The organism is Halorubrum xinjiangense (assembly GCF_049604745.1).
GTDB classification, from domain to species: Archaea; Halobacteriota; Halobacteria; order Halobacteriales; family Haloferacaceae; genus Halorubrum; species Halorubrum xinjiangense_A.
Window position 1 is genome coordinate 1,172,038 of the sequence record NZ_CP187140.1, and the last position, 12,313, is coordinate 1,184,350.

Genomic DNA, 12,313 nt, shown 5'->3' on the forward strand with positions numbered 1-12,313 from the left:
ACCGGAACACGGCGCCGGGTATATATATGGCGGCCCGGAGATTCGGGCGGCGGCCCTGGAACCGATCGGCGCGTCTTTTAGGTCGGCCCACGCAGGGGCAGGTATGAGTTCGGACTCCGTTCGGGTGGGAGTGTTGTCGCTGCACAACAGCAAGGAGACGAAGGCGATCTGCAACGCGGTCGAGGATCTCGGCCACGAGCCCGTGTGGCTCCGCGAGGAGAACGCCGCGGTGAGCGTCGAGGACGGCGACGTCTCCGTCGAGCCCGCGGTCGACGTGATCGCGAACCGCCTCCTCTTGTCGAACACCGACCAGCCCGCGGAGCTGCTCGGGCTGGCGACGACGTTCGAGCGCATCCGACCGATGCTGAACGAGCCGGACGCGGTGCTTGCGTCGATCCACAAGTTCGCGACGGCCGCGACGCTCGCCGACTGGAACATCCGCGTCCCGGACGCGCTGCTCGCGCTCTCGAACGACCGCCTCAACGAGGGCCGCGAGCGGTTCGGCGACGTGGGCGTGTACAAGACCGCGATCGGGACCCACGGCGGCGGGACGTGGAAGGTCGACCTCACGGAGCGCGTCAACCCGAAGGTGGGGAACCGGCAGGCGTTCCTCCAGCAGCTGATCGACCGCGACGACGAGAAGCACCGCGACCTGCGGGTGTACATCGTGGGCGACGAGATCGTCGGCTCGATGTACCGCTACGCGCCCGAGGGCGACTGGCGCACCAACGTCGCGCTCGGCGGCGCGGTCGAGGACGCGACCGACGACATGCCGCAGGAGGCCGCCGACACCGCCCTCTACGCGGCCGAGGTGATGGAGCTCGACTACGCCGGCGTCGACCTCGTCGAGGGGTACGACGGCTGGTACGTCCTCGAAGTGAACCCCACCGCCGGCTTCAAGGGCCTGTTCGAAGCGACCGGCACGAGCCCCGCGCCCCACATCGCGAAGCTCGCGATCGAGACGGTCGGCGGCGAGGTGGACGACGACGCGGTCGAGCGCGTCGCCGCGACCCTCGACGACTCGCGACCCTCCTGTGCGCCGGCGCCGAAGCCGAGCTCGACCGAGCAGCCCGACATCGGCTACATCGAGGAGGTCGTCGTCACCGGTACCTCCGGCTCCACGCAGGCGATGGCGAAGTCGGACACGGGCGCGACCCGGACGAGCATCGACACCCAGCTGGCCGCGGAGATCGGCGCCGGGCCGATCAAGAGCATGACGCGCGTCAAGTCGGGCAGCGTGAAGGGCGGGAAGGCCCGCCCCGTCGTCGACCTCGTCATCGGTATCGGCGGGAACCAGCACACCGTCACCGCGAGCGTCGAGGACCGCGGGCACATGGAGTACCCCCTCCTCCTCGGCCGCGACATCCTCACCGACTACCGGGTCGACGTCCGTCGGCGCGCCGACACCGACGAGGCGGAGCGCGACGAGGCGGGCGAGATCCTCGAAGAAGAGGAGTAGACGGAGACGTCCACCGACTCGGAATCACCTGCGGTGGCGCGTGCCGACGAGCGCCCAGCGGGCGCGAGTCGCACGCGCGAGGGAGTCGGTGGTCCGGAGCGAAGCGGAGGACCACCGACGAGGCTGGGGAGGTGTGAGGTGCTGTGCGGTCGCGGTTGGGCGGGACTCAAAGGGGCAGCCGCGAGGACGAAGCACGGCGCAGTAAGCACCGCAGGGAGCGAGTGGAACGAGCGACTGAGGAGCGCAGCAAGCCGCGCGAGTCGTCGCGGCTGGGGCTTTGGAAGTGTCCATCGTCGATCCGCAATCAACCATTTATAAGCGAGCGGCTGGGGCTTTGGCGGTGGTCTCCACCGATCCAGCATCTATCTCTTATAAACGAACGACTGCGTTTTAGCGGTGTTCGACACGGAGTCTCGGATCACGTCTCGCCGAAGAACGCTCTCACCGATGCGATTCGATCTTGATGATCGGGCTGCCGTCCCGGCCGGAAGTGATCGTGGCCGTCGTCGTGTCCGCCTCGAACTGGAGGGTCATCTTGAGGTTGTTATCCTGGAACAGCCCGTCGAGCGCGTCCGTGTTGATGTCCTCGTTGATGATCCACTCCTGTTCGAGGACGTCCTCATCGTGTGCCTTCGCGACCGCCGTCACAACCTCGGAACTCAACTCCTCGTTCTCGTCGGGCTCGTAGTAGAACTCTCTCGTGTCTTCCATAGGTACGGTCCCGTCGCCGGCGGCAAAGCCGTTGTTACCAGTCGGTAACGCGGTAGTACCCGCGCCCCCGTCACGAACCGCAGGCACCCACTTACGACTCGTACTCGGCCCAGATGTACCGCGTGCCGTAGCTCCGGTAGGGGCGCCACGCCTCGCCGATCTCGCGCATCTCCGCGCGCGACAGCTCCGAGCCGTCGTTGTAGGCCTGCTCTATCCCCTTCCGGACCGCGAGGTCGCCGAGCGGGAGCACGTCCTCGCGGCCGAGCGCGAAGATGAGGTACATCCGCGCGGTCCACGCGCCCACCCCATGAATCATGGTGAGCCGGTCGACGACATCCTCGTCGCTCACGCCGGCCAGCCCCTCCCGGGTGAAGTCGCGCTCGTCGTCGCGGAACGCGGCCGCGACGTTGCGCAGGTACTCGACCTTCGTGCCGCTGAGCCCGGCCTCGCGCAGGGCCTTCTCGTCGGCCGCGATGACGCGGTCGGGCGTCGGGTCGCCGCCCAGCACGTCCAGGAACCGCTCGCGGATCGCGTTCGCGGAGGCGGTCGAGAGCTGCTGGTTCACGATCGAGGTACAGAGCCGACCGAACTCGTCGTCCGCGGGCGCGACGTCGAGCGGACCGTGTCTGTCGACTAGCGCCGCCATCGTCGGGTCCTCGCGCAGCGTCGCCGCGACGTCGTCGTCCATGTCGAGGGGAGGGGGCCGCACGCAGGTGTAGGGTTCGGTTCGAGCGCTCATCCCGTGTTCGGTTCGAGCGCTCGGCGCGTCCGAATAAACTAACAGTACGTTTCGCGTTTGGAAGATGAAAACGTTCAACCATGACGGTTCCGACCGTTCTGGTATGCAACTCGAAGACGTTCAGCGCGTGGCAGTGCTCGGCGCCGGAAACATGGGGCATGGCATCGCGGAAGTGGCCGCGCTCGCCGGCTACGACGTGTCGCTCCGCGACATCAACGACGAGCTCGTCCAGAACGGGTACGACCAGATCGAGTGGTCGCTCGGCAAGCTCGCCGAGAAGGACCGAATTGGCGACGAGGAGGCGGACGCCGCGCTCGACCGCGTCGAGGCGTTCGTCGACCTCGAAGAGGCGCTCGACGGCGCCGACGTCGTCGTCGAGGTCGTCCCGGAGAAGATGGCGATCAAGAAGGACGTGTACGACGAGGTCGTCGAGTACGCGCCCGACGAGGCCGTCTTCGTCACCAACACCTCCAGCCTCTCTATCACCGAGCTGTCGGAGGTCACCGACCGCCCCGAGCGCTTCTGTGGCATGCACTTCTTCAACCCGCCGGTGCGGATGGACCTCGTCGAGGTCATCTCCGGGAAGCACACCAGCGAGGACACCCTCGAACTGATCGAGGGGCTCGCGGAGTCGATGGGGAAGACCCCCGTCCGCGTCCGGAAGGACAGCCCGGGCTTCATCGTCAACCGCATCCTCGTCCCGCTGATGAACGAGGCGGCGTGGATCGTCGAGTCCGGCGACGCGACGATGGAGGCTGTCGACTCCACGACGAAGTTCGACATGGGCCTCCCGATGGGCTCGTTCGAGCTCGCCGACCAGGTCGGCATCGACGTGGGCTACCACGTGTTGGAGTACATGCACGAGGTGCTCGGCGACGCCTACCGCCCCTGCCCGCTGCTCGGCGAGAAGGTCGAAGCGGAGGACCTCGGGAAGAAGACCGGGAAGGGGTTCTACGACTACGAGGACGGCGACGGCGCCCAGATCCCGAGCGACGCGATCGACGCGGACGTCCGCCGCCGCCTGCTCGCGGTGATGGCCAACGAGACGGCCGGCCTCATCGGCAACGACGTGGCCGACGCCGACGACATCGACGAGGCGGTGAAGCTCGGTGCGGGCTTCCCCGACGGCCCGGCCAAGCTCGCGGACGAGGAGGGGCTTGACACCTTGGTCGAGACGCTCGACGCGCTCGCGGAAGAGACCGGTGAAGCGCGCTACGAGGCGACCGACTACCTGCGCGAGGCCGCCGAATCCGGCGGCTTCCGCGGCGGCGCGGGCGCTGGGAGCGGCGACGCCGACGGCGGCCCCGACTACGAGGTGCTGAACGTCAGCGTCGAGGACCGGGTCGGCCACGTCGAGATCGACCGCCCGCACCGGATGAACACGATCAGCGGCGAGGTGCTCGACGAGCTCGCCGAGGCGATCGACCGCCTCGACGCCGACGACGAGGTTCGGGCCATCCTCCTCTCCGGCGCGGGCGACCGCGCCTTCTCCGCGGGCGCGGACGTCCAGAGCATGGCCGCGGGCGGCGCCGACCCGATCCACGCCGTCGAGCTCTCCCGACAGGGCCAGCAGACGTTCGGCAAGTTTGAGGAGTCGGACAAGCCCGTGGTCGCCGCCATCGACGGCTACTGCCTCGGCGGCGGGATGGAGCTCGCGACGGCCGCGGACATGCGGATCGCCTCCGAGCGCTCCGAGCTCGGTCAGCCCGAACTCGACCTCGGCCTGCTCCCGGGGTGGGGCGGCACGCAGCGGCTCGCCCGGATCGTCGGCGAGGGACGCGCGAAGGAGATCATCCTCACCGCCGACCGCTACGACGCGGAGACGATGGCCGACTACGACTTCGTCAACGAGGTCGTGCCGGACGACGAGCTCGACGAGCGGGCGCGCGAGCTGGCCGAGCAGCTCGCGGGCGGCCCGCCGATCGCCCAGAAGTACACGAAGCGCGCGATACACGCCGGTCGGACGGACAACGAGGCCGGGCTGGAAGTCGAGGCGATGGGCTTCGGCCACGTGATGAACACCGACGACCTCATGGAGGGCGTCACGGCGTTCATGGGCGACGGCGAGCCCGAGTTCGAAGGGAAGTAATACGCGAGCGGATCGGTCGTGGTAGTGGGGACGGTCACCTCATCGACCGCTTATTTATAAGTGATTACTCGCAGAGTGGCAACGAACACCACCGGCGCCCCAGCCGCTCGGCCATACGAATGTGGCAACTGATCAACGGCGAACACCTCCAAAGCCCCAGCCGGGAGGGCGGCGCACGCTCGCTGTCGACCGAAAATCGAAGATTTTCGGGATGACGAGAGAGTTCCGCTCTCTCGAACCACGCGCTTCAGTCGCTCACTTCGTTCGCTCCTTCCAGTGCTTGCGTCGCCTGCCCCGCCCTCCCGGCTGCCCCTTCGAGTCCCGCCCCGCACAGCACCGCACCTCACACCTCCCCAGCCTCGTCGGCCGGCCTCCGCTTCGCTCCGGCCGCCCGACTCCCTCGCGCGTGCGGTTCGCGGCCTGCGGCCGCTCACCGGCACGCGCCACTGGGAAAATCGAGATTCCGATCTACGGTCCAGTCGCTGCTGGTTATTTAAAAACAGTCGCGGTCGCTGGGCTGGATGACCGCCGAGTAGTTCGACGCTTAGACGTAGCCTTCCTCGACGAGCAGCTCGCCGTTGAGCAGGGAGGCGCCGGCCGCGCCGCGGATCGTGTTGTGCGCGAGGCAGTTGTACTTCGTGCCGGCGTCCGTCGACTGGACGCCGCCGGCGACGATCCCCATCCCGTCCGCGTACGTGCGGTCGAGGCGGGGCTGCGGGCGCTCGGGCTCGTCCTCGCCGAACACCTTGATGAGCTGGTCGGGGGAGCTCGGGAGGTCGCCGGCGCCCTCGAACGAGCGCATCGCCTCGCGGAGGTCCTCGGGGGAGGGGTCGTCGGCGAACTCGGCGAAGACGTTCTCCAGGTGGCCGTCGAGCGTGGGGATCCGGTTACAGGACGCGGCCACGTCGGCGTCGTGGAGCGCGACCTCGGCGCCGTCGAACTCGCCGAGCAGCTTCCGCGACTCCGTCTCCATCTTCTCCTCCTCGCCGCCGATGTGCGGGATGGCGTTGTCGATGATCTCCATCGAGGTGACGCCGGAGTAGCCGGCGCCCGAGACGGCCTGAAGCGTCGAGACGCGGACGCTTTCCAGGCCGAACTCGTCGATGGCGGCGAGCGTCGGCACCATCGTGATCGTCGAGCAGTTCGGGTTCTTGACGAGGGCGCCGTCCCAGCCGCGCTCGTCGCGCTGGACCTCGATCAGATCGAGGTGGTCGGGGTTGATCTCCGGGATGGTGAGCGGCACGTCCGCCGCCATCCGGTCGTTCGAGGAGTTCGAGGAGACGACGTAGCCTTCCTCCAAGAATTCGGGCTCGACCTCGGCCGCGACGCCCGAGGGCAGCGAGGAGAAGAGGAGGTCAACGTCGTCGTCCGCGACCCCCGCGGGCGTCGTCTCCGCGACCTCCATCTCGGCGACGTCGTCCGGGATGGGCGTGTCGACGCGCCACTTGGCCGCCTCGCGGTAGGTCTCGCCCGCGCTCTCCGAACTCGCCGTGACCGCGGCGAGGTCGAAGGTCGGGTGGTCGTCGAGCAACTGGATGAATCGCTGGCCCACGGCGCCCGTCGCGCCGAGGATGCCGACTCGGACTGACATTGCGCGTGGGTCGGTGACAGGGACGTAAGTGCGTTCGGATAGGCGTCGATACCGCCGGTCGCGGTCGGAATCGCGCTCGCGGGTCGGCTCGATCCGGTCGCAGTCGTGCGTTCTCCGTCCCTCGGTGACACCTTTTAAATATGGGTGCGTGGTACTCGCACGCCATGTCCGAGTTCGGAGCGCTCTCGATCGTCCCGCCGCTGCTCGCCATCGCGCTGGCGATCGTCACCCGCAAGGCGATCCTCTCGCTGTTCCTCGGCATCTGGTCGGGGGCCGTGATCTACACGGGCGGGCTCGGTATCGTCCAGACGTTCGACTGGATCGTCGCAGCGATCATCGCCGACGAGGGGTTCCAGGCGACGATCCTCGTGTTCACGCTGCTGCTCGGCTCCGGGGTGGCCATGGTGTGGAACCTCGGCGGGACCTACGCGATCCGCGACTGGGCGATCGAACGCCTCGACACGCAGCGCAAGGCGGGGCTGGCGGCGTGGGTCCTCGGGATCGTCCTCTTCTTCGACGACTACGCCAACACCGCCATCGTCGGCTCGGCGATGAAGGACGTCTCCGACCAGCTCCGAATCTCCCGCGAGAAGCTCTCGTACATCGTCGACTCTACCGCCGCGCCCGTCGCCACGCTGGGCATCTCCTCGTGGGTCGCGTTCCAGCTGTCGCTGATCGACGAGGGATACGCGGAGGCGGGCGTCGCCGAGGCGAACCGACCCAGCACCTTCGAGGTGTTCCTCTCCTCGATCCCGTTCAACATGTACGCGATCCTCGCGATCGCGATGGTCGCCATCGTCGTGTTGTGGGGCCGCGACTACGGCGAGATGCTGACGGCCGAACACCGGTCGTGGACGACCGGGAAGGTCACCCGCGAGGGCGCAGAGCCGATGCAGGACGTCGCCGGCGAGCTGGGCGAGCCGCCGGCGTCGACGCCGCGGCTGATCAACTTCTTCGCGCCGGTCGCGGTCCTGATCGCCGTCACGGTCGCGACGGCGTTCTGGTCCGGCGGCTTCGCGCCGACGGGCTTCCTCGCCAACTTCCTCGCGGCCGAGTTCGGGAGCGCGGGCGACCGCCTCTGGGAGGCAGTCATCAACGCGGACTTCGCGACGGCGCTGATGATCGGCGCGTTCGGCATGGTGCTGTCCGGGTTCGTCCTCGGGAAGGTCTACCGCGTCTTCGGGTTCGGCGACGCGACGGAGTACACCGTCGACGGGTTCGGGATCATGCTCACCGCGGTGTCCATCCTCGTGCTCGCGTGGGGCATCGGCGAGGTCATCTCCGCGTTGGAGACGGGCCAGTACGTCGCCGAGGCGACGGTCGGGACGGTCCCCGAGCCCGTCCTCCCGGCGCTCGTGATGGTGGTCGCAGGCTTCATCGCCTTCTCGACCGGGACCTCCTGGGGGACGATGGGGATCATGACGCCCATCGCGGTCCCCATCGCCTGGGAGGTCACCGGGGGCGGCGCCGAGGGGCACACCCTCGTCGCGGTGATGGTCGGCGTCATCTTCTCCGGGGCGATCTTCGGCGACCACAGCTCACCCATCTCCGACACGACGGTGCTGTCCGCGACGTTCACCGGCGCGGACCTCATCGACCACGTCCGCACGCAGATCTACTACGCGGTCACGGTCGGACTGGTCTCGGTGGCGCTGCTGCTCGTGTGGGGGTTCCTCGGAGTCACGCCGTTCGTGCTGCTTCCGGTCGGCGTGCTGACGCTCGTCGCGCTCGTCTACCTCCTCTCGGAGTTCGATGCCAACCGCCGCGGGATCGACCCCGTCTCGGTCTCCGAGCAACAGACAGACGACGGAGAGCGCGTGGTCGTCGCCGGTAGCGAGAAGGACTGAGCGGCCGACCAGATATTTTAACCGCGCTCGCCGGCTACCCGCAGTCGCGCGCCATTAGTCCCCGCCCGAGTACTCCCCGATGGGAGCGATGACAGCGCGGAGAACCCAGGCGCGTCACATCGGTCGCTGACGCGACCCGCCCGTCGCCGCGCAGGCGACCGCCCGCCACGAGGGTTTCCCGGTCGACGCGGCACGCCGCCGGAGATGAGACCGGTCGTTAGTGTCGCGGGCGATATTTCACGGAAATCGGTGTCTCCGCAGTCCAGCCGACAGTATGTTTTTGCGGGAGTAGTCGCAATATCGACGTATGTCCGAGAGAGAATCGCGCCGGATCGAACGCGATCTGATGGCCGAACCCCATATTCGGGGGCGTCGAATCAGCGTCCGTCAGGTGTACGCCCTCGTCGAAGAGCGCGATGAGGACCCCGAGGCGGTCGCCGATCGATACGATCTCGACGTTGCCGACGTCTATCACGCGCTTGCCTACTATCACGACCACCCGCGAGAGATACGTGAGGCCGAACGGGAGCGCGAAGACGCGATAGCGGACTTCCGCGAGTCGATCGATCGTCCCGAAGGTGTCGACCCAGACGCCGCCTGAGATGGCCGAGTGGCGCTTCCTTCTCGACGAGAACATCGATCCGAAGACGGCGACGTACCTGGAGAAAGAAGGAATCCACGCCGAGCACGTACGTGACGCGCTCTGGCAGGGAGCCGATGACGAAGCGGATGTCCTACCGTACGCGCGGGAACACCAACTGATCACCGTAACGAGTGACGTGAAAGACTTCGGTGGACTACCGCCAGATGCCCACGCAGGCATCGTCCTCCTCTACGACGATACGATGCCGGCGTACCGGGTTGCGGCTGGCCTTAGTACGATGGTCGATACGTACCCGACCCGAGATGCGTTCGGTGGGCGAGAAGAACTCGATCCGTGGGTTTGATCAGATGTGTTCTTTGCGGCTTTTGAGACCTTAAAATCGGTTGATACACTTTCACCGGGCCTACTGGGATTTTCGTCCGGTAGTGTCAGGGGCGACAGTTCGAACCGTCCGTGAGCGACGACGATGCGCGGAGTCCGCGAGCCGACGGTGTGTCAGGTGGGTCGGTGTCGGGTTTTTACGTACTGCGTCACCCAGATCGGTGTATGACCGGTCAGATCGCTCTCCCGGGGTGGCTGACGGACCTCCTCGCGGCGTACAACCAGGTGCTCTCGGAGCTGTTCTGGTTCACGGTGGGGTTCGGCGTCGTCTACCTCGTAAGCCAGCTCGTCCTCATCCCGCTCGCGACCCAGGCCGTCAGATCGCGGAATCGCAACAATCCCACGATCGAGACGGCGACGAAGACGTACCTTCGAGTGATTCTGATCGGGTTCGCGGTCCTGACAGGGATCATCGCAGCCGGCTACGGACGGATACTCTCCGAGTCGGCGGTCATCATCGCGGCGCTCACGTTCGCCCTCGGCATCGCCGGGCAGCAGGTGTTCGGGTCGCTCGTCAGCGGGATGTTCCTCGTCGCCGACCCGGACTTCAACGTCGGCGACTGGATCGAGTGGCCGGGCGGGAGCGGGACGATCGAGGCGGTCGACTTCCGCGTCACCCGCGTCCGAACGCCGGACAACGAAACGGTCTCGGTCCCCAACACCGAGCTCACCGCCAACGCGATCACCCGGCCTTACGGGCGGGACCGGTATCGGCTCACGGAACAGGTGTTCGTCGCCTACTACGAGGACACCGAACGGGCGCTGTTGGAGCTACAGCAGGTCGTCACGTCCCTCGATCCGGTGCTCGACGAGCCGGCGCCGGACGCGCGCATCGTCGAACTCGGCGAGAACGCGATCACGATACAGGCGGAGTTCTGGATCGACGACCCGGGCAACAGGGACACACCGACGATTCGGTCGGACTTCCGCCGACTGGTGAAGCGGCGCTTCGACGAGGAGGGCATCACCCTCGCTCCGCCGTCCGCGCAGCTGCTCTCCGGGGGGCTCAGCGTGACGGACCGGAGGGCCGACGCACCGAACGCCTCCGGTCAGTGACCTCGGGGTTTTGGCGACCCGGTCGGGTGCTTCCCCGACAGGCCGCCGCCGACCGTGGACGCGCGCCGACGGCCTCACGGACGAGGGTGCCGCGGACGAGGGTGCTGCGGACGAGGGTGCCGCGGACGAGGGTGCCGACTCGCCGAAAGCACGGGGCGTCGGCTACTCCGAGTCCCGCAACACCAGCGGTCCGATCGCCAGCGTGCGCTTCGCGAGGGTGAGGACCCGGAGCAGGTAGGAGACGAAAAGCGAGAACGGGAGCAGCGTGACCGCGAACGCGCCCCCGACGACGAGCGTCACGTGGTCGACGCCGAGGGTGCGCCCCGGGAACGTGCCAACGTCGACGGCCGCGAGGGCGAGGCCCGCGACGAGCAGCGCCGGCACCGCGGCGTATAAGATGAGGCGCGAGAGGTCGATAAGCGCCCACTGGAAGTACAGCGTCTTGACGTGCTCGCGGCCGGGACCGAACAGCGACAGCGACTCCTTCAGTTCCCCGAGGAGGTCCCGCTCGTCGTCGGTGAGCGCCTCGTCGTGCTCGACCGCGAGACGCTCTATTCGGCCGATCTTCGGGCCGTAGTCGAAGTTGAGCGCGGCGAACACGACATCGAAGGAGCCGAACTCGGCGCCGTCGAGCTGCCCGCGCACGGCGTCGGCGTTCTCCGTGACCCCCGTGGCGAGGTCTTCGACGTCATCGCGGAGCGCAGCGCGGTCAGATCCCTCGCCGTCGCCGTCGCTGCCCTGATCGGACACCGAGTCGCGGAGGTCCCGGGCGCGCTCCGCCGCGGCGCCGAGGATCGCGTCGAGGAACGCGGCCGGGTCCGTGGGGGTCGGCGCACCGGTCAGGTCCGCGATGTCGTCCCGGACCGCGAGCGTGCCGTCCATGCGGTCCTGTTGGTCGCCGAGCGGGCCGTTCTCCTGCGTGAGTACGAGCTGTCCGATCGTGACGACGAGCGTCGCCCCGGTGACGATCGCCGTGATCATCGAGGCGAACAGCGTCTCGATCGGGTCGCTCGCTCCGACCTTCTCGGCAAGGGACGGCGAGAAGACGACCGCGACAGCGACGAACACGACGAAAACGGCGACCGTCAGGACCCCCGCGACGACGAGCCGGTTCGCGCGGAGGAGTAGCCAGAGCTTCACGCGGTTCTCGCCGGCTCGCTCGCGCATCGTGTCGGCGGTGTCCGTCTCGCTCTCGTCGTCGGCCGCGTCGGCTTCGGTCGACGCCGGCCCGGAGTCTTCGCTCATCGGGGCTCGACGCGCACCGAGCGGTCGTCGACGTAGTGCGTCGCGTCCGCCTCCCGGTCGCCGACCCCGGCGCCGCTCCGGAGCGGCCCTCGTCGAGTTGCCGTCTCACGTCTGTTCATAACGGGCGGGATGACTCGCGAGCGACATATAAATACGCGGGCGTTACGACGTCGACCGCAACGCGCCGGCCCGTCGGAGCGGCTTCAACAGCGTCGTTCGAGAACGGGCACGAGCATGCTTCCGAGAGCGCCGGCCGCCCGGTTCGGCGTCAGCGAACTCACGATCGGGCTGACGATCGTCACGATGCGGCAGGGCCACGTCGGGATGTCCGTGGGGGACGTCGTCGGGAGCAGCGTGTTCAACGTCCTCGGAATCTTGGGGATCGCGTCGCTCCTCCGGCCGCTCGCGGTCGGCGGCGCGGCGATCGAGACGCTCGCCTAGCTGACCCTGCTCACGGTGTTGCTGGTCGCGGCGCTGTGGTCCGAGCCGCGGCTCTCGCGGGTTGAGGGCGCCCGCTTCGTCCGCTCCGAGGTGGCGCGATGGTGCTCGCCTCCTGCGGATCTTCGGGTAGGCCGATGAGATCTCCGAACC

General features: G+C 67.8%; 12 protein-coding genes. 7 read left to right on the top strand and 5 right to left on the bottom strand.

The window, feature by feature from the left end; genetic code table 11:
* The first annotated feature begins 103 nt into the window (after positions 1 to 103).
* A complete protein-coding gene (locus ACOZ35_RS06960) occupies positions 104 to 1,459 on the top strand; it encodes a RimK/LysX family protein (RefSeq protein WP_424015673.1) in 1,356 nt (451 codons plus the stop codon).
* 441 nt (positions 1,460 to 1,900) lie between these two features.
* Here ACOZ35_RS06960 and ACOZ35_RS06965 read toward each other — a convergent pair whose 3' ends face one another.
* Together ACOZ35_RS06965 and ACOZ35_RS06970 are read right to left on the bottom strand one after the other, a co-directional pair.
* Positions 1,901 to 2,170, bottom strand: a complete 270-nt coding sequence (locus ACOZ35_RS06965) for a HalOD1 output domain-containing protein (RefSeq protein ID WP_424015674.1) — start codon at positions 2,168 to 2,170, stop codon at positions 1,901 to 1,903.
* Positions 2,171 to 2,261: 91 nt separating this feature from the next.
* Positions 2,262 to 2,858, bottom strand: a complete 597-nt coding sequence (locus ACOZ35_RS06970; protein ID WP_424015675.1) for a DNA-3-methyladenine glycosylase family protein — start codon at positions 2,856 to 2,858, stop codon at positions 2,262 to 2,264.
* Positions 2,859 to 3,012: 154 nt separating this feature from the next.
* Between ACOZ35_RS06970 and ACOZ35_RS06975 the strand changes: the two genes are divergently transcribed.
* A complete protein-coding gene (locus ACOZ35_RS06975) occupies positions 3,013 to 4,998 on the top strand; it encodes a 3-hydroxyacyl-CoA dehydrogenase NAD-binding domain-containing protein (RefSeq protein WP_424015676.1) in 1,986 nt (661 codons plus the stop codon).
* A gap of 544 nt (positions 4,999 to 5,542) precedes the next feature.
* Here ACOZ35_RS06975 and asd read toward each other — a convergent pair.
* On the bottom strand, positions 5,543 to 6,589 hold the full coding sequence (asd, locus tag ACOZ35_RS06980; protein ID WP_424015677.1) for an aspartate-semialdehyde dehydrogenase: 1,047 nt from the start codon (positions 6,587 to 6,589) through the stop codon (positions 5,543 to 5,545).
* Between the two features lie 164 nt (positions 6,590 to 6,753).
* Here asd and ACOZ35_RS06985 point away from each other — a divergent pair, with 164 nt between their 5' ends.
* The 4 genes from ACOZ35_RS06985 (at position 6,754) to ACOZ35_RS07000 (ending at position 10,477) form a co-directional block, all read left to right on the top strand.
* Positions 6,754 to 8,436 carry a Na+/H+ antiporter NhaC family protein gene (locus ACOZ35_RS06985; protein WP_424015678.1) on the top strand — a complete coding sequence of 561 codons (1,683 nt, stop codon included), beginning with the start codon at positions 6,754 to 6,756 and terminating at the stop codon, positions 8,434 to 8,436.
* Between the two features lie 307 nt (positions 8,437 to 8,743).
* Positions 8,744 to 9,037, top strand: coding sequence for a DUF433 domain-containing protein (locus ACOZ35_RS06990; RefSeq protein WP_424015679.1), 294 nt, complete (start codon positions 8,744 to 8,746; stop codon positions 9,035 to 9,037).
* Positions 9,015 to 9,383: a DUF5615 family PIN-like protein gene (locus ACOZ35_RS06995; RefSeq protein ID WP_424015680.1), complete on the top strand. Its 369-nt coding sequence runs from the start codon at positions 9,015 to 9,017 to the stop codon at positions 9,381 to 9,383. Before ACOZ35_RS06990 ends, ACOZ35_RS06995 begins: the two co-directional genes overlap by 23 nt.
* 203 nt (positions 9,384 to 9,586) lie before the next feature.
* Positions 9,587 to 10,477, top strand: a complete 891-nt coding sequence (locus ACOZ35_RS07000; protein WP_424015681.1) for a mechanosensitive ion channel family protein — start codon at positions 9,587 to 9,589, stop codon at positions 10,475 to 10,477.
* A gap of 162 nt (positions 10,478 to 10,639) precedes the next feature.
* On the opposite strand, the gene ACOZ35_RS07005 is transcribed toward ACOZ35_RS07000, so the two are convergent.
* Both ACOZ35_RS07005 and ACOZ35_RS07010 read right to left on the bottom strand, forming a co-directional pair.
* The gene (locus ACOZ35_RS07005) at positions 10,640 to 11,722 is read right to left on the bottom strand and encodes a hypothetical protein (RefSeq protein ID WP_424015682.1); all 1,083 of its coding nucleotides are present in this window, start codon (positions 11,720 to 11,722) and stop codon (positions 10,640 to 10,642) included.
* Complete coding sequence (locus ACOZ35_RS07010) at positions 11,719 to 11,841, bottom strand: hypothetical protein (protein ID WP_424015683.1); 123 nt, start codon at positions 11,839 to 11,841, stop codon at positions 11,719 to 11,721. The genes ACOZ35_RS07005 and ACOZ35_RS07010 overlap by 4 nt, the downstream gene beginning before the upstream one ends.
* 115 nt (positions 11,842 to 11,956) lie before the next feature.
* Between ACOZ35_RS07010 and ACOZ35_RS07015 the strand changes: the two genes are divergently transcribed.
* A complete protein-coding gene (locus ACOZ35_RS07015; RefSeq protein ID WP_424015684.1) occupies positions 11,957 to 12,163 on the top strand; it encodes a hypothetical protein in 207 nt (68 codons plus the stop codon).
* Positions 12,164 to 12,313: the final 150 nt, after the last annotated feature.